General features: G+C 57.8%; 16 protein-coding genes, 6 tRNA genes and 2 rRNA genes (1 of these 24 running past the window's edge). 10 read left to right on the top strand and 14 right to left on the bottom strand.

Annotated elements, in window-relative coordinates; genetic code table 11:
• Positions 1-811, top strand: a 23S ribosomal RNA gene (locus tag I6L41_RS14140); it begins 2,079 nt to the left of the window's first position.
• Between the two features lie 81 nt (positions 812-892).
• Positions 893-1,007 (top strand): 5S ribosomal RNA (rrf, locus tag I6L41_RS14135).
• 603 nt (positions 1,008-1,610) lie between these two features.
• Here the strand turns inward: rrf and I6L41_RS14130 are convergent.
• Positions 1,611-1,698: transfer RNA gene (locus I6L41_RS14130), tRNA-Ser, on the bottom strand.
• A gap of 197 nt (positions 1,699-1,895) precedes the next feature.
• On the opposite strand from I6L41_RS14130, the gene I6L41_RS14125 reads away from it, so the two are divergent.
• On the top strand, positions 1,896-2,645 hold the full coding sequence (locus I6L41_RS14125; RefSeq protein ID WP_216959594.1) for a DsbA family protein: 750 nt from the start codon (positions 1,896-1,898) through the stop codon (positions 2,643-2,645).
• A 296-nt stretch (positions 2,646-2,941) separates the two neighbouring features.
• Positions 2,942-3,844 (top strand): sulfite exporter TauE/SafE family protein, encoded by a 903-nt coding sequence (locus tag I6L41_RS14120; RefSeq protein WP_202002840.1) that lies wholly within the window; start codon positions 2,942-2,944, stop codon positions 3,842-3,844.
• On the opposite strand, the gene I6L41_RS14115 is transcribed toward I6L41_RS14120, so the two are convergent.
• Both I6L41_RS14115 and hemL read right to left on the bottom strand, forming a co-directional pair.
• Positions 3,759-4,574, bottom strand: a complete 816-nt coding sequence (locus I6L41_RS14115; protein ID WP_216959590.1) for a hypothetical protein — start codon at positions 4,572-4,574, stop codon at positions 3,759-3,761. The genes I6L41_RS14120 and I6L41_RS14115 overlap by 86 nt on opposite strands.
• 217 nt (positions 4,575-4,791) lie before the next feature.
• Entirely contained in the window at positions 4,792-6,078 is a 1,287-nt protein-coding gene (gene hemL, locus I6L41_RS14110; RefSeq protein WP_029302267.1) for a glutamate-1-semialdehyde 2,1-aminomutase, read from the bottom strand.
• Between the two features lie 244 nt (positions 6,079-6,322).
• On the opposite strand from hemL, the gene clcA reads away from it, so the two are divergent.
• The 3 genes from clcA (at position 6,323) to erpA (ending at position 8,936) form a co-directional block, all read left to right on the top strand.
• On the top strand, positions 6,323-7,711 hold the full coding sequence (clcA, locus tag I6L41_RS14105) for a H(+)/Cl(-) exchange transporter ClcA (protein WP_013724143.1): 1,389 nt from the start codon (positions 6,323-6,325) through the stop codon (positions 7,709-7,711).
• A 91-nt stretch (positions 7,712-7,802) separates the two neighbouring features.
• Positions 7,803-8,498, top strand: a complete 696-nt coding sequence (locus tag I6L41_RS14100; protein WP_216959585.1) for a DUF6776 family protein — start codon at positions 7,803-7,805, stop codon at positions 8,496-8,498.
• 87 nt (positions 8,499-8,585) lie between these two features.
• Positions 8,586-8,936: an iron-sulfur cluster insertion protein ErpA gene (gene erpA, locus I6L41_RS14095; RefSeq protein ID WP_005340225.1), complete on the top strand. Its 351-nt coding sequence runs from the start codon at positions 8,586-8,588 to the stop codon at positions 8,934-8,936.
• A 137-nt stretch (positions 8,937-9,073) separates the two neighbouring features.
• Here the strand turns inward: erpA and nhaC are convergent, their stop codons facing one another.
• Positions 9,074-10,483: a Na+/H+ antiporter NhaC gene (gene nhaC, locus I6L41_RS14090; protein WP_005357819.1), complete on the bottom strand. Its 1,410-nt coding sequence runs from the start codon at positions 10,481-10,483 to the stop codon at positions 9,074-9,076.
• Positions 10,484-10,784: 301 nt separating this feature from the next.
• Between nhaC and I6L41_RS14085 the strand changes: the two genes are divergently transcribed.
• Positions 10,785-10,994 carry a hypothetical protein gene (locus I6L41_RS14085; RefSeq protein WP_005357820.1) on the top strand — a complete coding sequence of 70 codons (210 nt, stop codon included), beginning with the start codon at positions 10,785-10,787 and terminating at the stop codon, positions 10,992-10,994.
• On the opposite strand, the gene I6L41_RS14080 is transcribed toward I6L41_RS14085, so the two are convergent.
• The 9 genes from I6L41_RS14080 to rsmC all read right to left on the bottom strand — a co-directional run bounded on the left by I6L41_RS14080 (position 10,989) and on the right by rsmC (position 15,990).
• The gene (locus I6L41_RS14080) at positions 10,989-11,261 is read right to left on the bottom strand and encodes a late competence development ComFB family protein (RefSeq protein ID WP_005343036.1); all 273 of its coding nucleotides are present in this window, start codon (positions 11,259-11,261) and stop codon (positions 10,989-10,991) included. The two genes, I6L41_RS14085 and I6L41_RS14080, sit on opposite strands and share 6 nt — an antisense overlap.
• A gap of 109 nt (positions 11,262-11,370) precedes the next feature.
• Positions 11,371-11,456, bottom strand: a tRNA-Leu gene (locus I6L41_RS14075).
• 71 nt (positions 11,457-11,527) lie between these two features.
• A tRNA-Leu gene (locus I6L41_RS14070) sits at positions 11,528-11,613 on the bottom strand.
• Between the two features lie 46 nt (positions 11,614-11,659).
• Positions 11,660-11,745: transfer RNA gene (locus I6L41_RS14065), tRNA-Leu, on the bottom strand.
• Between the two features lie 44 nt (positions 11,746-11,789).
• Positions 11,790-11,875, bottom strand: a tRNA-Leu gene (locus I6L41_RS14060).
• Positions 11,876-11,928: 53 nt separating this feature from the next.
• Positions 11,929-12,014, bottom strand: a tRNA-Leu gene (locus I6L41_RS14055).
• A 128-nt stretch (positions 12,015-12,142) separates the two neighbouring features.
• Positions 12,143-13,603: a glycogen synthase GlgA gene (glgA, locus tag I6L41_RS14050; RefSeq protein WP_005343039.1), complete on the bottom strand. Its 1,461-nt coding sequence runs from the start codon at positions 13,601-13,603 to the stop codon at positions 12,143-12,145.
• Positions 13,593-14,810, bottom strand: coding sequence for a glucose-1-phosphate adenylyltransferase (gene glgC, locus I6L41_RS14045; RefSeq protein ID WP_005340236.1), 1,218 nt, complete (start codon positions 14,808-14,810; stop codon positions 13,593-13,595). Before glgC ends, glgA begins: the two co-directional genes overlap by 11 nt.
• Before the next feature lie 151 nt (positions 14,811-14,961).
• Positions 14,962-15,990, bottom strand: coding sequence for a 16S rRNA (guanine(1207)-N(2))-methyltransferase RsmC (rsmC, locus tag I6L41_RS14040; RefSeq protein WP_216959582.1), 1,029 nt, complete (start codon positions 15,988-15,990; stop codon positions 14,962-14,964).
• Between the two features lie 280 nt (positions 15,991-16,270).
• On the opposite strand from rsmC, the gene dapA reads away from it, so the two are divergent.
• Positions 16,271-17,143, top strand: coding sequence for a 4-hydroxy-tetrahydrodipicolinate synthase (gene dapA, locus I6L41_RS14035; protein ID WP_216959578.1), 873 nt, complete (start codon positions 16,271-16,273; stop codon positions 17,141-17,143).
• A gap of 78 nt (positions 17,144-17,221) precedes the next feature.
• Here the strand turns inward: dapA and I6L41_RS14030 are convergent, their stop codons facing one another.
• Positions 17,222-18,178 carry an inorganic triphosphatase gene (locus I6L41_RS14030; protein ID WP_216959575.1) on the bottom strand — a complete coding sequence of 319 codons (957 nt, stop codon included), beginning with the start codon at positions 18,176-18,178 and terminating at the stop codon, positions 17,222-17,224.
• A 169-nt stretch (positions 18,179-18,347) separates the two neighbouring features.
• Between I6L41_RS14030 and I6L41_RS14025 the strand changes: the two genes are divergently transcribed.
• A complete protein-coding gene (locus tag I6L41_RS14025; protein ID WP_005340244.1) occupies positions 18,348-19,028 on the top strand; it encodes a TIGR00153 family protein in 681 nt (226 codons plus the stop codon).

Genomic DNA, 19,028 nt, shown 5'->3' with positions numbered 1-19,028 from the left:
ACATTGAACCTACATGTGTAGGATAGGTGGGAGGCTTTGAAGGCGTGACGCCAGTTGCGCTGGAGCCGTCCTTGAAATACCACCCTTGTATGTTTGATGTTCTAACGCAGGGCCCTGAATCGGGCTCGCGGACAGTGCCTGGTGGGTAGTTTGACTGGGGCGGTCTCCTCCCAAAGAGTAACGGAGGAGCACGAAGGTTGGCTAATCCTGGTCGGACATCAGGAGGTTAGTGCAATGGCATAAGCCAGCTTAACTGCGAGACGGACAGGTCGAGCAGGTACGAAAGTAGGTCATAGTGATCCGGTGGTTCTGAATGGAAGGGCCATCGCTCAACGGATAAAAGGTACTCCGGGGATAACAGGCTGATACCGCCCAAGAGTTCATATCGACGGCGGTGTTTGGCACCTCGATGTCGGCTCATCACATCCTGGGGCTGAAGTCGGTCCCAAGGGTATGGCTGTTCGCCATTTAAAGTGGTACGCGAGCTGGGTTCAGAACGTCGTGAGACAGTTCGGTCCCTATCTGCCGTGGGCGTTGGATGATTGAAGGGAGTTGCTCCTAGTACGAGAGGACCGGAGTGAACGAACCTCTGGTGTTCGGGTTGTCACGCCAGTGGCACTGCCCGGTAGCTAAGTTCGGAATCGATAACCGCTGAAAGCATCTAAGCGGGAAGCGAGCCCTGAGATGAGTCATCCCTGACCCCTTGAGGGTCCTAAAGGGCCGTTGGAGACCACAACGTTGATAGGTGGGGTGTGTAAGCGCAGTGATGTGTTGAGCTAACCCATACTAATTACCCGTGAGGCTTAACCATACAACACCCAAGAAGTGTTCTAAGGCTTGTAGCAAATACGAACGAATTACTTACGTCAGCTTTCTCAGATTGAAGAATTTGCCTGGCGGCAATAGCGCCGTGGAACCACCTGATCCCATGCCGAACTCAGAAGTGAAACGCGGTAGCGCCGATGGTAGTGTGGCATTCGCCATGCGAGAGTAGGACACTGCCAGGCACTCAATACAAAAAACCCCGCTCAATGAGCGGGGTTTTTTATTGGCTGAAATTCAGTAATTCGTCTGATAATTGACCCATCTGATCTCTTCTCCTCTGTTCTTATTGTTACTCTTCGCTGTTTTCTGGTTCCACAAATAGCCTGATGTTCCGCTTGGTACTCTTTCTTCGCTGAACCGCTGTCGCTTTGTTCGGTGGCTCTGGTGCCGCCATAACCCGTGAATCCTATGATCGCTTATACGTCGTGATCTCTTGCTTGGGATCTCTGCTTCCTGAGCTAGCTGCTCCCTCTTTTTAAGCCGCAACCCCATCGTCCCTGCTTTTCTATTATTCCGAAGAGGGGTTATTGGCGGTACCAACATGCTGGAGCCGTGGTCGCTGCGTTGGGTCGTTGTTGTTTGGGGCAATAAGGAAATGGGAAGGGATGCTCGCAGGAACGCAGAGGTTCGAGGTTGATGGGGGATTTTCTGGTAGTTATTGAGCCTGCAGGAGTGAAGATTAAGGAGGGTGATGAAGGAGGCTGATTTGCTGAGTGCTATGGGGAGTGGCAAGTCGTAGGCAAATAAAAAGCCCATGCAACATTGTTGCATGGGCTCGGTATGAATGGCGGAGGAGGTGGGATTTGAACCCACGGATGGTCGCCCATCGCCGGTTTTCAAGACCGGTGCATTCAGCCGCTCTGCCACCCCTCCGCAGCAGTGCGGCGAATATTACCATGCTGATCCAACTTGTAAATCCCCGTCCGGTTTGATTGCTGGTTAATTGCACGAAATGATATGAAAAAGTGGCAATCAGGGCGCATCAAGCGCTTTTTTGGCCAGATAACTTGACTTGAAAACAGACTCAACCACTATAGTGGCCTCTATCATATCCTCTGCAAGATAACGTTATGACTATTAAAAATGCCCTGTTTTGCGCGCTGGCTGGCGTGACCCTGCTGGCGACGCCGGTACATGCAAGCGAGCTGACCAAAAGCGATGTCGAGAAAATCGTTCGCGACTATCTGGTCAAGAATCCCGAGATCCTGGTCGAGATGTCCAATGCCCTGCGTGCCAAGCAGGAGAGCCAGCAGGCCGAGAGTGACAAGGCGCTGATCAAGGCTCACTCCAAGCAGCTTTATGCCAATCAGGATCCCGAGATGGGGAATCCGAAGGCGTCGCTGACCATTGTGGAGTTTTTTGATTACAACTGCGGTTACTGCAAACGGGCCCATCCGCTGGTCAAGCAGCTTATGGCGGAAGATAAAGATATCCGTTACATCTACAAGCAGTTCCCCATTCTGAGCGAGTCCTCCTACTTCGCAGCTCGTGCTGCGCTGGCGGTCCAGCTGGGTCAGCCTGACAAGTACCAGGCGTTCCACGAGAAGCTCTATAGCCATCAGGGCCCGCTCGCTGATGAAGCACAGGTCAAGCAGTTGGCTGTGGCGGCCGGTGTGGACTGGAGCAAGGTGGAAGCCAAGATCAAGGATGGCAGCATTGACCAGAACCTCGGTACCAACCGTGCGCTGGCTGAAGCGCTCGGTATCTCCGGTACCCCGGCCTTCATCATCGGTGATCAGATCCTGCGCGGTGCCCCCCGTGATCTGGCCAGCCTGAAGGGGTTTATCAAGGACGTGCGTGCCGGCAAGAGCATTCAATAAGCAGTTGCCATGGTCGAGGGCCCTGCGCCCTGGCCTGATACAGAAAGAGGGTCGGTATCACTACCGGCCCTCTTTTTTATTATGTCCTTTGGCACAAGTGGTCGTCGCGAAAGGACCATAACAACGTGCTCAGGACCCGGCCTGTTGGCCTCAGTAACAAGTATTAGCAGAGTCGTTCGGAGTCTATTGATAAATATTTCGCCTCGCAGAGGCGTGTCGTGAGCATTGCTTAATTCCGGTCAAGATTTTTTCTGCTGCTTGCCTTAGAATCGCCGCCCGTTGCAGGAGAAACCACTATGTTAGTTGATATTTTACGGCTGGTTTTTATAGCCGGAGGCCTTGTATTCATCTTTATGCTGGTGCAAGCGTGCTGGCAAAAACGATGCAACGGGACTTTTGAGTCCACACCTTTCTGGCCGGTGGCGCTGATCGGCGGTGTTGCCAACTTCCTTGATACCCTGGGGGTGGGCAGCTTTGCGGTAAAGACCGCCTGCTACAAGCAGTTCAAGCTGATCGATGATCGAGTGCTGCCGGGTACCCTCAATGGGCAGTGCGTGCTGCCGACCGTGACTCAGTCGCTGATCTTCGTCGGTGCAGTCGCGGTGGATCCGCTGACGCTGATCAGCATGATGATGGCCGCCGCAGCGGGCGCGGCCTGGGGGGCTCGCCATGTGGCCTCGTTTGATCGGCAGACCATCCGGCTGGTGATGGCTATCTCCTTACTGGTCGTCGCAGGACTGATCTTTGCCGGTCTGCTGGGTCTTTTCCCTGTAGGTGGCGATGCGATGGGGCTCAGCGGCTACAAGTTGGCGATCGCCCTGCTTGGCAATTTCATCTTCGGGGTGCTGATGAATGTCGGTATCGGCCTGTTTGCCCCCTGCATGACGTTGGTTTATCTGCTGGGGATGAATCCGCTGGCGGCGTTTCCCATCATGATGGGCTCCACCGCCGTGCTTAGCGTCTTCTCCGCAGGCACCTTTATCCGTAAAGGGGCATTCGATGCCAAGGCGGTGCTGGCGGTGGCCATCTTCGGTCCCATCGGTGTGGTGCTGGCTGCCATGCTGGTCAAATCCATGGATATGGAGATGCTGAAGTGGCTGGTTGCCTTTATCGTCATCTATACCTCCTGGACCATGTACGCTTCCTGGCGGGCGGCGCGTCGCTCCCTTGTGCAGCTGACGGTGGAGAGCGCAGGCTAGCCTGTACCAGTGCCGCTTCAGCCTTGGCCCCCAGATAGACATAGAGACCAAGCGCCAGCAGCAACCCCACCGCACACCCCATCACCCCGACCGCAGGCCAGAGCAGCTCGCTCTGGCCGAGCGAACCTTTGAACAGCAGCAGCAGCCCCTCGATGGAGACCGCGATCAGAATGGCGGCGATAAAGCGGGTGATGGTGCGGCGAATGGCGCTGTGGCGGAAGATATCCTTATGCAGCAGTACCTCCTCTTCCAGAATGGTCTTGCCCAGATCGAACACCGCCAGTGCCAGCGTCAGGAAGATGATGGCGCTAAAGGCGCCGAGCTGGTTCTGCCGCTCGCCGCACAATAGCTGGTAGAGCTGCTCCAGCCCGTGCCAGATCAGGGTGGCGACGATGAGAAACAGCGCCATGCTGAGCACCACATAGACCGCCTTGAACCAGGGCATGGCGCGGCGGCGCTCCCTGTCTCCCATCAACCAGCCAATCAGCTGATTCAGACAGACGGTGATCTCCCGTCCTTGCCCCTGCACAATAAGGTGCAGCCGGTTATGGGCCGCCGGTGCCGCAGGCTGGATGCACATCGGCCCCTGATAATGGTCAATGCTGACCACAAAGGGATACCCCTTGAGCGAGGCAAGGGGAGCGCTGAGCAGCCCCTGCAGTAGCGGGGTCAGCTCCTCCTGATACTCCTGATAGCGCCGCAGCACATCGATGGGGCTCATCTCTGCCATATGGACCTCGGTGACGTGGGCTCTTGTGGTGAATGTGCAAATAGTGGGCCTGCTTTATGACAGGGATGGCGGGGTAAGTTGCACCAGAGAATGACAAATCGGTGGATGACGAGGGGGTAATGCACCAGAAATGGGCGTATTGCCGCCCTGTGTGGTGATGGAGTCTCTGTAATAGAAAAGGGCCCATGACGGGCCCTTTGCGACAACCAGCGGCGATTTAGCCAGCCAGCTTGGCGAAGCTGCGTTCGGCGGCGGCCAGAGTGTGTTCAATCTCCTTGTCGCCGTGAGCCAGCGACAGGAAGCCTGCCTCGTAGGCGCTCGGCGCCAGATAGACGCCCTCTTCGAGCATCAGGTGATAGAAGCGCTTGAAGCGTTCCATATCGCAGCGAGTGACCTGCTCGTAGCGGGTGATTTCGGGCTCGTCGGTGAAGAAGAAGCCGAACATGCCGCCCACATAGTTGATGGCGAGCGGGATACCGTGTTTGGCGGCGGCCGCTTTCAGTCCCTCGGCAACACGAGCTGTCTTGGCGCTCAGCTGCTCATAGAGACCCGGCTCCAGCAGCAGGTCCAGCATGGTCAGACCGGCCGCCATGGCCACCGGGTTGCCGGAGAGAGTACCCGCCTGATAGACAGGGCCGGTCGGGGCAATGTGCTGCATCACCTTCTTCTTGCCGCCGAAGGCGCCCACAGGCATGCCGGCACCGATGATCTTGCCGAGGGTGGTGAGATCCGGGTCGATGTTGTAGTGACCCTGAGCACCGCGCAGGGAGACGCGGAAGCCGGTCATCACCTCGTCCAGGATCAGCAGGGCACCGAACTCGTCACAGATGGCGCGCAGCCCTTCCAGGAAGCCGGGGACCGGCGGGATGCAGTTCATGTTGCCTGCGACCGGCTCGACGATGATACAGGCGATCTCGCTGCCGTACTGGGTGAAGGCTTCACGCACCGAATCCAGATCGTTGAAGACGCAGGTCAGGGTGTGTTTGGCGAAATCGGCTGGAACGCCCGGGCTGTTGGGTTGACCCAGGGTTAGGGCGCCGGAACCGGCCTTGACCAGCAGAGAGTCGGCGTGGCCGTGGTAGCAGCCCTCGAATTTGACGATCTTGTCGCGGCCGGTGTAGCCGCGGGCCAGACGGATGGCGCTCATGGTGGCTTCGGTGCCGGAGTTGACCATCCGAACTTGCTCCATGGAGGGGACGATCTGGCGGACTTTCTCGGCCATCAGCACTTCGATCTCGGTCGGCGCACCGTAGCTCAGCCCCTTCTCAACGGCCTTGATGACGGCGGCTTTGATGGCGGGGTGGTTGTGACCCAGCAGCATAGGGCCCCATGAGCCGATGTAATCCACGTAGGCCTGACCATCCACATCATAGAGATAGGCGCCATCGGCGTGATCGATGAAGCGGGGCGTGCCGCCGACCCCATTGAAGGCGCGGACCGGTGAGTTGACGCCACCCGGAATGGTCTGGCGGGCCTGTTCAAACAGCTGATCTGATTTTGACATGGATCATCCTTAATGGGATTTTGGTCGTCACACAAGGGATTGCAGCCGATTGAGACTCGGCAGGCCGGAGCATCAGGAGTATGCTTTGCGCTCTCGCCACCCGGACTCTCGGTCTGCTCCCGTGACAAAAATTTAACGGGCCGACTATAGCAGAAAGCCCCAGCCCTGGGCAGCCGAGCAACGCGCCGGGTGATCCTGATCTCAGCTAGCTGACGATATGGTTTTTCCAAGTTGGTGTAACAAGATGGCGCAACAAGCTCTCTCCTCTGAAGCCGATACCTCTTCGCGGGGGCCGCTTTCCCGCATTATCCGGCAAGACAAGATGCCCTTGCTGGTGCTGTTGCTGGCGGCGCTGGTCGGCACCCTGGCCGGACTGGTGTGCGGTCTGTTCGAATCGGGGGTCCACTGGCTGGCAGAGCAACGCATTGCCTTGCTGGCCGACCGTCCCTGGTGGCAGCTCGGTCTGCTTGGCTTTGGCTTCAGCGCCTTGCTGGGATTTGTCGGTTACTTCCTCACTCATACCTTTGCCCCGGAAGCGGGTGGTTCTGGCATTCCCGAGATCGAGGGGGCGATGGACGATCTGCGCCCGGTGCGGTGGTGGCGAGTGTTGCCGGTCAAGTTCTTCGGCGGCATCTGTACCCTGAGCTCCGGCATGGTGCTGGGACGGGAGGGGCCTTCGGTACAGATCGGCGGCAACCTCGGCAAGATGGTGGCGGATATCTTCCGGTTGCCCAAGGAGCATGGCCACGCCCTGCTGGCCGCCGGTGCGGCGGGCGGTCTGGCAGCTGCCTTCAATGCGCCGCTGGCGGGCATCCTGTTCGTGATGGAGGAGATGCGGCCGCAGTTTCGTTACTCCTTTCTTGCCATCAAGGCGGTGGGGATCTCCGCCATCATGGCGACCCTGATGTTGCAGAACATGAAAGGGCAGGGGGCGGTGATCACCCTGCCCCACTACGATGCGCCAGCCCTCAAGGCGCTCTGGCTGTTCCTCTTTATGGGGGCCACCTTCGGCGTATTGGGCTTTGTTTTCAACAAGCTGGTGCTGGCCTGTCAGGATGGCTATTTGGCGCTGCATCAGAACAAGCGCCACCGTTTCGTGGCCATCGGCATGCTGGTCGCCGGAACGTTTGGTGTGCTGTCGCTGTTTGCCCCCGCGGTGACGGGGGGCGGCACCGAGCTTATTCCCCATCTGATGGGGGATGAGTATGCGATGGCGACCCTGTTCCTTATCTTCTCGGTGCGGTTGGTTGCGACCCTCATCTGCTTCTGCTCCGGTGCCCCGGGCGGGGTGTTTGCGCCAACCCTGGCATTGGGCACCCTGTTTGGCGTGGTGTTTGGCCATCTGTTTCATGCGGCGTTTCCGGAGCTTGGCATCGAGCCCGGCGCCTTTGCCATCGCAGGAATGGGGGCGCTGTTTGCTGCCACCGTGCGCGCCCCCATCACCGGTATCGTGCTGGTCACCGAGATGACCGACAACTATCAGCTGATCCTGCCGATGATGATCACCACAGTGGGAGCCACCCTTGTGGCGCAAGCGCTGGGCGGTCGTCCCATCTATTCCCAGATCCTTGAGCGAACTTTACGGCTTGCCGCGCGTCAAAAGCGGGGTGATGGCAGCGCTACGGCCAGTTAATTTTTCCCTTTATCGCCTTTGACCCCGGTCAGGGCGGTATAGTGAAGGGAGAGGCGCTGCCGTAAATGGCGTGATAACGGGATGAGGGGCTATGTCCAATCTATTGAAGTTATTGGTCGTGTTAGCCGTTGGCGGGCTCATCGGTTACTTTGTCGGGAACCGTCAGGATCTGGCCCAGAGCAGTCTGCTGGTGGTACAGCAGGAGACGCTGGATCGTCAGGGCAAGGCCATCGGCCAGCTCAAGACCGAATTGGGGGTGAAAGATACCCAGCTGGCGACCCAGAAAGCGGCCTTCGAGCAGTTGCAGACCACCCTGAAGAGTCAGGAGGCGCAGGTGCAGGAGCTCAAGCGCCAGCTGGCCTTTTTCGAGCGGATCATGCGCCCCACCGGCGAACAGGTGGGGGTGGTGATCGATAACCTGACCTTGCAGGAGACCAGCATTCCCGGTCGCTACCACTATCGTCTCGCCCTGACCCAGCCCGCCAAAAAGCGGGAGCTGTTCCGTGGTCAGGTGCAGATCCGGGTCGAGGGGAGTCTGGCTGACAAGCCGAAGACGCTAACCGGCCGCGATCTCGGAATGAAGGTGAGCGAGTGGCGTTATGCCCTGCGTTATTTCCAGCTGCTGGAAGGGAATTGGCAGTTGCCGGAAGGCTTTGTGCCGGATCGGATCCGTGTCACCATCAACAAGGATGGCAGGCAACCGGCGCAAGAGTTGCTGGTTGAGTGGGGCGAGGTGATCAAGCCGCTGGTCGCCGCACCGCCTGCTCCGGTTCCCGCGGCCGGTTAAACGTGGTGAATACTTGAACTGAATGGTCGGGTATTGGATAATTTCGCGGTTTCCATGTTTGTGGATCTAATGGTTGTGAGGTCAGTAATGAGTGCAGTAGCAGAAGCCCCGCTGCCCATCCAGATGACGGATGCGGCGGCCAACAAGGTGAAGAACCTGATCACCGAGGAAGAGAATCCCGAGCTGAAGCTGCGGGTATACATCACGGGTGGGGGCTGCTCCGGTTTCCAGTATGGCTTTACCTTTGATGAGAAGATCAACGACGGGGACACCGTAGTCGAGAAGAATGGCGTCACCATGGTGATCGATCCCATGAGCCTGCAGTATCTGGTAGGCGGCAGTGTGGATTACACCGAGGGTCTGGAAGGCTCACGCTTCACCGTGACCAACCCCAATGCCACCACGACCTGTGGCTGTGGCTCCAGCTTCTCCATCTGATCGGCGTATCGGTCTGATGAAACGGCTCTCGGCAACGAGGGCTGTTTTTGTTTGTGGTGATCAGTGAGCTCCATCAAACAGCATTTCTCTGAAACAACAAAGGCGCCTTGGTGGCGCCTTTGTTGTTTCAGGATGGCTTAGCGGGAGCTTGCCGCCGCGACCAGCGGGATCCGGTTCACCGCCTTGCCCATGTAGGCGAGGGTGATGGTCACAATGATGCAGGTGAAGCTCAGCCACATGTAGGGGAGGTAGTCGAGGGTGGCCACTCCCAGTACCCCGGCCATGAAGATGCCATTGTCGCTCCAGGGCACCATGCCGCAGGTGAGGGTGCCGCCAAACTCGGCGTTGCGAGAGAGGTTCTTGCGCGCCAGTCCCAGTCGGTCGTAGTTCTTGGCCATGATCTTGGGGGTCAGGATCAGCGACACATACATGGCTGAGCCGAACACGTTGGCCAGAAACGCGGTGCCGATGGTGTGGCTGGTCAGGCTGCCGACACTATTGATGCGCTTCTCGAAGGCGCTGGCGATCACTTCCAGAATGCCAACCTTCTCCAGCAGGCCGCCAAACCCGAGACCGAAGATGATGACCGCGACCGAGCCCAGCATGGACTCCATGCCGCCGCGACCGAGAATGTTGTCGATAAAATCGATGCCGGAGGTGATGGCAAACGGACTATAAGCCGAGTGCATCGCTTTGACCGGATCCATGCCCTGGAAGGCGATGGCCCAGATCAGGCCCAGCAGGGCGCCGAAGCTGATCACCGGGAAGGCGGGCTTGCGGTTGGCCAGCAGACCCAGCACCAGCACCACGGGGACTATGGCCAGCGGGGTGATGTTGAACTGGTTGTCGAGAGCCTCCATCACCAGATTGACCTGCTCCAGGCTGACATTACCCGAATACTGCATGCCCACCACGGTGAACAGCACGGCGGTGATGACATAGGAGAGCAGGCTGATAGGCAGCATCCCCTTGATATGCTCCACCACGTCGACGTTGGACATGGTCGAAGCCAGCACTACTGAGTCGGAGAGCGGAGAGAGCTTGTCACCAAAATAGACGCCGGAGAGCACGGCACCGGCTACCAGCGGCGCAGGCACGCCGAGGCTGTGGCCGATCCCCATCATGGCGATACCGGCGGTGGCGGCAGAGCCCCAGGAGGTGCCGGTGGCCAGCGAGGTCAGGGAGCAGATGATCAATGTTGCCAGCAGGAAGATGGACGGATGGATCACCTTGAGGCCGAAATAGATGATGCTGGGGACTATGCCACCGGCAATCCAGGTGCCGACCAGGGCACCGACGGAGACCAGGATCAGGATGGCCCCCATTCCCTTGGCAACGCCGTCAACGGCTGCCTGCTCCAGGGATTTGTAATCGTGGCCGAGTTTGATGCCAAGCCCCATGATGACAAACCAGGCGATGAACAACGCCAGCTGGATCGGCAGATCGAGCACGCTGGTGAACGAGAATGCCAGGGCCAGGAAAATGGCCAGACAGGCAAACACCTGTGCCATGCCCGGTAGTCGGATGTGGTTTTGTTGGTTTTGCATAGATACTTCCTAAACTCTTGCTCGCCAAGGTCACTCCCTCTCGTCCTGTGGATACATCGATCCCGAGGAGGCAACCCAAAAAGAGGCCGCAATCTACCACAAACCCGGCGGGTTAAAGCCCCATCAAATTGGCAAAAGTGCACATTTGATTGGAAAAATCACAAATTAGTTGATCTCATAACCCGTTTTTGAGCGGCCTGTTGACACAAAGGGCTACATACGAAGCTTGTCTGTGACGCCACTTGCATCCCTAGTAGATGAATATGATAATCACTCTCAATTGTTGGTTGGGGAGAAAACAATGCGCTGGATATTGCGGGGGATGATGTTGCTGGTGGCGGTGGCCGTACTCGCATGGGGTCAGGATAAAGAGTACGGCACCTGGAGTGCCGGTTTTCTGCTGGCTGCCTGGGTGATGCTGGAGCCCGGATTGCGGCCCGCCTTGATCTTGCTGCCAGTGGCCGGGTTGACCGGTATCGTCACCCTGCTCTGGCAGCAGCCCTGGTTATGAGCTTTTGACGGGAGCCTGCTTGATCTTCTGCTGTGCCACCTTGAGCGATTCGACCACCAGTTTCTCCATTTCGGTGCGCTTGGCGTCGGTCAGGAAGTAGATCATGTCGACATTGTGGCGAATATAGTGGGCGGGGAGCTGGTTGAGGGTAAGGCAGCAGAGGTCGGCCATCTGATCGCTGTTGAGCTTTTGCTGCAGCCCCTGTTTCTCAATCTCCTTGAGCACCAGATGTTCGTAAAAGTTGTGAATGTCGGTATCCAGTATCATATGCGTTCCTTGGCATGACGATGAGCGGGGAGTCGTCAAAAGCATAGCCATAACAAGGAGTAAAAACAAAAGGCCCATCACTTTCGTGATGGGCCTTTTGCGTAATGAATGGTGCGAAGAGAGGGACTCGAACCCTCACATCCGTGGGACACTAACACCTGAAGCTAGCGCGTCTACCAATTCCGCCACCTTCGCACACTGATTTTCTCCAGCTGGTTTTTAAATGCGGTTGGAGCGCATTGCTCTGTTTTTACATGTCAGAAGCATGGTGCGAAGAGAGGGACTCGAACCCTCACACCCGAGGGGCACTAACACCTGAAGCTAGCGCGTCTACCAATTCCGCCACCTTCGCACATTCGGGTTTCCAGTCTGGATTTACATGCTGTCTGGATAAAGCATGGTGCGAAGAGAGGGACTCGAACCCTCACATCCGTGGGACACTAACACCTGAAGCTAGCGCGTCTACCAATTCCGCCACCTTCGCACATTGTGTTACCAGTTTTGATTTACATGCTGTCTGGAGAAGCATGGTGCGAAGAGAGGGACTCGAACCCTCACACCCGGGGGGCACTAACACCTGAAGCTAGCGCGTCTACCAATTCCGCCACCTTCGCACATTCGGGTTTTCTAGTTGGATTTACATGCTGCTGAATCAGCATGGCAGTATTGGTGCGAAGAGAGGGACTCGAACCCTCACATCCGTGGGACACTAACACCTGAAGCTAGCGCGTCTACCAATTCCGCCACCTTCGCATCACTGCGGAGGGGGATTCTATAGAGTTTTGGGGGAGCGTCAACAGCCAAAGGGGACTTTTTTCGCTGTTGACGCTCAAAGTGAAGCCAAGGGTACAAAACTTCAGCAATTAGCTGACGTTTGGCATTCAGTAACGGCCCAATGCGCTCTGATACATCCGTTCATACTGGGTGACTGAGTCAGGCCAGTTGAAGCGGGTGCTCATGGCATTGCGCTGCACCTTGGCAAAACGCTCTTTGTCCTGCAGGAAATAGAGCAGGCTGCGGCGCATGGTATCTAGCAGGATGGCGGCAGTCGGATCGTTGAAGCAGAAGCCAGTGGCATGCTCGGGATCCGCATCCCAATCCACCACGGTATCTTTCAGCCCCCCCACGGCGCGCACCAGCGGCAGGGTGCCATAGGCGAGGCTGTACATCTGGTTGAGGCCGCAAGGCTCGAACAGCGAGGGCATCAGGAAGAAGTCGGCACCGGCTTCGACCAGATGAGCCAGCCGATCGTCATAGGTGTTGATGAAGGCGAGCTTGCCCGGATAATCCCGGGCCATGGTTTGCAGTTGCGTGGCGAGCGCAGGATCGCCAGAGCCGACGATCACCACTTGTACTTGATGGTGGAGGAATTTCTCCAGCGCAGGGAGCAGCAGGGGAACGCCCTTCTGCTCGGTCAGGCGGCAAACCATGCCGTAGATGGGCAAGTCCGCCACGGCCAGCCCCGCCTCCTGTTGCAGGCTCTCTTTGCAGATCTGTTTGCCAGCCATGTTGTCGATGCTGTAGGTCGCAGGCAGGAATTCGTCGAACTCCGGATCCCAGTCCTTGTAGTCGCAGCCGTTGAGGATGCCGCAGAGATCCGCCGCCCGCTGCTGGAAGATATGCGCCATGCCGTGGGCGCCGAGGTGAGTCAGCAGCTCCTGGGCATAGTTGGGGCTGACTGCATTGATCTTGTCGGCGTAGAGCACCCCGCATTTGAGCAGATTGACGTGGCCGTAGTCGTAGTTGATGCGGCGTTCGTAGTCGGCGATCTCGGGCATGGCCCAGAACTGCTCGCGGCCAAACACCCCCTGAAACGCCGCGTTGTGAATGCTGATCACGCTGCGGGTCTGCTGGAAGAAGGGGTTGTGGGCGTGACGGGTTTTCAGCAGCAGTGGCAGCAGGCCGGTGTGCCAGTCATTGCAGTGGGCGATATCCGGGGCAAAGCCGAGCTGCTCGCAGGCATGGAGGGCCGCGGCCGAGAAGAAGGCAAAGCGCTCGCCATTATCCGGATAGGCCTGATTGTTCTCGGCGTAGAGCTGGGGACGATCGAAATATTGCGGGCAGTCGAGCAGATAGACGCAGACGCCATCCAGCTCCATCTGGTAGATGCGATAACCGATATCCGGCAGCCCGGGGTGGGTTGGCAGCCAGCGTGACGCCACCAGTCTGGCCTCATCCCGTCGCTTTATCGTCTTGTAGAAGGGCAACATGATCCTGACATCATGTCCCTTCTGGGCCAGGTACATCGGCAGGGCTCTGGCGACATCGGCCAGGCCCCCGGTCTTGACCAGCCCCTCAACTTCCGAGGCAACAAACAGGATTTTCAGTGGGTTAATAGCCAACTCTTGCTCCCTTAGGTACCACCACGATACCGCCTTCGGATACGGTAAATCGCTCTCTATCGTGGTCCAGATTTTCACCGATAACGGTGCCGGGCGCAATTTCAACGTTTTTATCAATGATGGCGCGCCGGATGGAGCAGCCTTCACCAATCTTCACATCCCCCAGCAGAACGGATTCACTGATATGGCTGCACGCGCCGATATTGCAGCGGAAACCAAGGATGGATCGCTGGATCTGGCTGCCCTGAATGAAGCAACCGGCGGAGATCAGCGAGTTGGCGATCTTCACCTTGCACTCGTCGCTGTCGATGAAGGTAGCAGGCGGCAGCGCCGGATAGTGGGTGTGCAGGGGCCACTTGCGGTTATAGAGGGAGAAGGGGGGATTGTCGGCCACCAGGTCCATGTGCGCTTGCCAATACGAGTCGAGGGTGCCCACATCCCGCCAGTAGACGTGCGGTTTCTCGCCGGGGATGACGTTGGTGCTGTAGTCATAGACATAGACGGGGGCACGTGGGTAGAGGCTCGGGATCACATCCTTGCCAAAGTCGTGGCTGGAGTTCTCCTCCGCGGCATCCCGCTTCAACTCGCGGCAGAGGGCATCGGTCTCGAAGATGTAGTTGCCCATGGAGACCAGCGCCTGGGTCGGATCGCCGGGAATGTGCTTGGGCTGCTTCGGCTTTTCCTGAAAGCCGATCATCCGCCCTTCGGTATCGACCTCGATCACCCCGAAGGCGCTCGCCTCTTCGATGGGCATGCGCAGGGCTGCAACCGTCATGGCGGCGTTCTTCTGTTTGTGGAAGGTAACCATCTGGCTCACATCCATCTTGTAGATGTGGTCGGAGCCGAAGATGCAGACGTGATCCGGTTCGGCCCGCTCGATAAAGCCGAGGTTCTGGTAGATGGCATCGGCGGTGCCGTCATACCAGCGCTTGCCCATCCGCATCTGGGCCGGGATGGGATCGATAAAGCGGTCGGTGATGCCGACGATATTCCACCCCTTCTTCATGTGCAGGTAGAGGGACTGGGATTTGAATTGGGTCAGTACATAGATGCGCAGAAAGTCGGCGTTGACGAAGTTGTTGAGGACAAAGTCGATCAGCCGGTAGCTGCCACCAAAGGGGACGGAAGGCTTGCTGCGGGTAGTGGTCAGAGGCTGCAGGCGAGTACCTTCGCCACCAGCCAGGATCATGGTCAATATGCCTGCCATCGTATTTCTCTCCCTGAATTAACAACATGAAAAGGTTTTCAATGTTCGGTATAAAAACACCCCTAAAGGGGTGGTTTTTATCGTGTGCTTAATACCTTATCAGATGCCGGATGGCGCTCTCTAGCGGTTTTATTGTACTGCTTACACTTATTTACACTTTGCTCAGATAGACCTTGAATTTGGCGTCGCTGTTGCTCACTTCCGTCCGTTTGAAGTGTGCTTCCAGTATAGGCTGATAGCGCAGGAATGCGTTGGCAACTATGGTCAGGCTGCCATGGGGACGCAAAAATTCAGGCGCCCTGGCGAGGAAGGTTTCGGTCGCCGCATAGAAGGTCTTGAGCCCGGCATGGAAAGGGGGATTGGAGACAATCTGGTCAAACGATCCCGTGATGTCGGAGTAGACGTCAGAGGCATGAACCTCCCCTTGCAGATCGTTGATGGCCAGGGTGCGGCGGCTTGACTCCAGCGCCAGCGCATTGATATCCACCATGGTGACCTTGAGCTCGGGATTGCGCTTGGCCAGCACGGAGCCAATCACCCCGGCACCGCAACCGAAATCGAGCAGTGAACCCTTCATGGCCGGCACGGTGGCCAGCAACATCTGGGTGCCGAGGTCCAGCTCGGCGGCGCTGAAAACGCCGGGCAACGCCAGCACGGTGAGCTCGGTATCACCCGCCTTGCACTGATAGCGGCCAAACCAGCTATCCAGATCGAACGGGGCGACCGGTTTGCAGAGCTCGCCATGATAGAGCGAGCAGCGGCGTGCCGAATCGCGCTTGATCGGCTTGTCGCCATAGGGTGCCAGCAGCTTGTCAGCGCCATTGATGCCGCCACGGTTTTCGCCGGCCAAGAACAGATCGGCGCCCGCTTCCAGCAGGGGGGTCATCATGGCCAGCAGATATTGCGCCTCGGCTTTCGCCTTGGGCATCAGCATTAACAGAGCATCGAAGCGGGGAGTTCCGCCCAACTGGTGGTCGAACAGGATAGCCTTGCCGAGGGCCGCCTGCTGGCTGCGGTAGTAGCAGTAATCGGTGGTAAAGACGGTCAGGGTCTGGGCCAGGCTCGCCAGCTGGCGGGGGTAGTCATCCTCCAGTGCGCCACAGACAAGTAGCCGCTTGCCGACAAAGAGGGCTTGGTTTCGTTCCAGCATCTGGCTGACGGCACTGATTGGGCTGCTCATCGGGTCTCTCCACGCAATTTTGGGCGGCCATTATACATAGCCCCTTTCGCCTTGACATTTATGCCGTGTTCCCGAAATATGCCCAGACACCATTTTTTGAGCAGAGATGAGTCAATGCGGTTCAACGGGTTGAAACGAAAGCATAAAAAAAGCCTGAAATTCGGGCCTGCTGACGTTCGCGCGTAACCTCTCATCCCCGAGAAGATTCAAACCCCGGTTGCGCACATCGAACCGGGGTTTTTTATTGCCATATTAGCGTCAAACCGGAGAAGGAGATCCCATGTTTCAAGGTTCAATCGTTGCGTTGATTACCCCGTTTCGACAGGGAAAGCTGGATGAAGAGGCGCTGCTGCGTCTGGTGGAGTGGCATATCGAGCAGGGTACTCACGGCATTGTGCCGGTCGGTACCACGGGTGAGAGCCCGACCCTGACCCACGACGAGCACTGCCGGGTGGTGGAGCTGGTGGTCAAACAGGTCGCTGGCCGTATTCCGGTGATTGCCGGAGCGGGCTCCAACAATCCGGTCGAGGCGATCGAATATACCCAGTATGCCGAGCGGGTCGGTGCAGATGCCACCCTGCATGTGGCTGGTTACTACAACCGCCCCAATCAGGAAGGGCTCTACCACCACTTCAAGGCAGTGCACGACGCAACCACCAAACCCATCATCGTCTACAACATTCCGCCGCGTGCCATCGTCGACGTGCAGCCGGCGACCCTGGCCCGTCTGGCCGAGCTGCCGCGCATTGCCGGGGTAAAAGATGCCACCGGCGATCTGGCCCGCCCCTGGACCGAGCGCCAGCTGATCAAAAAGCCCTTCGCCTGGCTCTCCGGTGAGGATGCCACTGCGGTTGCCTACAACATCGGCGGCGGTCAGGGCTGTATCTCTGTGACCGCCAACGTGGCCCCCAAGCTGGTGGCCGAGGTGCAAAATCTGGCGCTGGCCGGCAAGTGGCAAGAAGCGCGTGAACTGCAAGACAAGCTGATTCCGCTCCATCAGGCGATGTTTGCCGAGCCGAGCCCGGCTGGTGCCAAATATGCCGCTTCCCTGCTCGGTTTCTGTAGCGAAGAGTGCCGTCTGCCGGTGATGCCGCTGTCGGAAACGACTTGCGAGCGCATTCGCTGCGCCATGCAGCAGCTCAACCTGCTGTAATGCAAAACGGGTGAGCCAAGGCTCACCCGTTTTGTTTTCAGCTTTTGTTTCTGGCCTTTATTTACGACATCGCCCCACTCAGGCCGCGTGATGTAGCCAGACAGCGATGGCCAGTTGCAACTCGACATACGCCGGATAGAGGAAGAGATCGGCAAGCTCGGCAGGCCACTCGTCATGCTCGCCCGACTGGGCTTGCAGGTTGGTCAGGGCGGGTAGCCAGGGCGCTGGTTGTGGCAGCGTGGCCGCACTGCGGGCGACCAGATCGATCCCCTGGCACAGGGCTGCGAGTGCCTGCTGTTGAATGCCTTTATCCTGAGGATGCTCCAGCCAGAGCTGCTCGTGATGCTGCCAGTGGCGCAGCCCCTCGCTTACCCCCGTTATGCCATCCATACCTTCATGTTCGACCAGCGCCTGCAGGGTCAGCGGTTTGCCAAGACCAGCCAGTCGATAGCCGCGCTGGGCCTTGGATTGGGCGCCGAGACGCAGCCCACCAAGCTTGGCGAGGCGTTGGGCCAGTGCAAACAGCGCCGCGGTCGCGCCTGATTTGAGCTCCAGTTCCAGTTCGTTGATGGTGGTGCTGCCTTGACTGCCGACTATCTCTCCCTGATCCCAGGCCAGCTCAATCTCGGCCCCCTCGAAGGCGATCAGCCAGTGGCGGCGCAGGAAGTCGGTGCGAAACTGAGCGACCAGCTGCTGCTGAATGTGGTCGCGCTCGGTCAGAGTCGGCCAAATCTCATCGGGAAAGGCCGAGAGGGTCGGCAAATCGCCGCTGACAGGGGTGTTGTACTCGGGTCTGGCGTGCAGGCCGCCCACCACCTGGCCACGGCATTTGATGGTTTGTTCGGCGAAGGCATCGCAGCGGCGAATACGCAGCCCCATATCCAGCTGGCGCAGAGCCAAGGTCGGCGTATCGAAATAGACGTTGCCGAGCTGCTGTTGTGATGATTCTTTAATCTCAAGAGAATTCAGCAGGTTGGATAACTCGGCTTGAATGTCGCGGGCGACAAAAAACTTTATCTCGATCTCAGTTTGCATAGTCATTCCGGGCTGGCAGACAACTTTGGGGGGCAGGATTCGGGTCGCGGGGATATAATGCCCGCGAGACGACTAGATTAATTCGCGGTTTAATTGAGGGCGCAGTTCGGTTACCATGCGCGCCTCATAAAATCGTATCGAGTGTTTTTTCACCGACACAGGTTTGGCCATGCCAGTAAATACTATTTTGGGGCTTTTTGCCAAGTCCCCCATCAAGCCGCTGCAGAAGCATATCGTCAAGGTTCACCAGTGCTCCCAGCAGTTGGTTCCCTTCTTTGACGCCGTTGCCGAAGACCGTTGGGAAGATGCCGAGAAGATCCGGCAGCAGATCGCCCAACTGGAAAAAGAGGCAGATACCCTCAAGCGTGAAATCCGTCTGAAACTGCCTCGCGGCCTGTTCCTGCCGGTTGCACGTACCGACCTGCTGGAGCTGTTGACCCAGCAAGACAAGATTGCCAACCGTGCCAAGGATATCTCCGGCCGCATGCTTGGCCGTCGCATGGAGTTCCCCGCAGAAATGCGGACGGATTTCATGGCTTACCTCAAACGTTGTATTGATGCGACCGCTCAGGCCGAGAAAGCGATCGGGGAGCTCGACGAGCTGCTCGAGACCGGCTTCAAAGGACGGGAAGTGGAAATGGTTGCCGAGATGATCCACCAGCTGGATCTGATCGAGGACGATACAGACACCATGCAGATCGGACTTCGCCAACAGCTGCAAGCGGTTGAGCACAATTACAATCCGATCGATGTGATGTTCCTTTACAAGATCCTCGAATGGGTAGGTGACCTGGCAGATCAGGCCGAGCGCGTAGGCGCCCGTCTGGAACTGATGCTGGCTCGTTCGTAA

The sequence above is a fragment of the Aeromonas sp. FDAARGOS 1411 genome (genome assembly GCF_019047125.1).
In the GTDB taxonomy this organism is placed as follows: Bacteria; Pseudomonadota; Gammaproteobacteria; order Enterobacterales; family Aeromonadaceae; genus Aeromonas; species Aeromonas veronii.
Note: the sequence above shows the minus strand (reverse complement) of the source record. Positions and strands in the feature narration are given on the sequence as shown.

Coding starts and splice junctions, on each gene's coding strand:
- I6L41_RS14100 (WP_216959585.1), top strand. CDS start 7,803: ATGTCCAATCTATTGAAGTTATTGGTCGTGTTAGCCGTTGGCGGGCTC.
- I6L41_RS14120 (WP_202002840.1), top strand. CDS start 2,942: ATGTTAGTTGATATTTTACGGCTGGTTTTTATAGCCGGAGGCCTTGTA.
- nhaC (WP_005357819.1), bottom strand. CDS start 10,483: ATGCAAAACCAACAAAACCACATCCGACTACCGGGCATGGCACAGGTG.
- clcA (WP_013724143.1), top strand. CDS start 6,323: ATGGCGCAACAAGCTCTCTCCTCTGAAGCCGATACCTCTTCGCGGGGG.
- erpA (WP_005340225.1), top strand. CDS start 8,586: ATGAGTGCAGTAGCAGAAGCCCCGCTGCCCATCCAGATGACGGATGCG.
- I6L41_RS14125 (WP_216959594.1), top strand. CDS start 1,896: ATGACTATTAAAAATGCCCTGTTTTGCGCGCTGGCTGGCGTGACCCTG.
- glgC (WP_005340236.1), bottom strand. CDS start 14,810: ATGGCAGGCATATTGACCATGATCCTGGCTGGTGGCGAAGGTACTCGC.
- hemL (WP_029302267.1), bottom strand. CDS start 6,078: ATGTCAAAATCAGATCAGCTGTTTGAACAGGCCCGCCAGACCATTCCG.
- I6L41_RS14085 (WP_005357820.1), top strand. CDS start 10,785: ATGCGCTGGATATTGCGGGGGATGATGTTGCTGGTGGCGGTGGCCGTA.
- rsmC (WP_216959582.1), bottom strand. CDS start 15,990: ATGAGCAGCCCAATCAGTGCCGTCAGCCAGATGCTGGAACGAAACCAA.
- I6L41_RS14030 (WP_216959575.1), bottom strand. CDS start 18,178: ATGCAAACTGAGATCGAGATAAAGTTTTTTGTCGCCCGCGACATTCAA.
- I6L41_RS14080 (WP_005343036.1), bottom strand. CDS start 11,261: ATGATACTGGATACCGACATTCACAACTTTTACGAACATCTGGTGCTC.
- dapA (WP_216959578.1), top strand. CDS start 16,271: ATGTTTCAAGGTTCAATCGTTGCGTTGATTACCCCGTTTCGACAGGGA.
- I6L41_RS14025 (WP_005340244.1), top strand. CDS start 18,348: ATGCCAGTAAATACTATTTTGGGGCTTTTTGCCAAGTCCCCCATCAAG.
- I6L41_RS14115 (WP_216959590.1), bottom strand. CDS start 4,574: ATGGCAGAGATGAGCCCCATCGATGTGCTGCGGCGCTATCAGGAGTAT.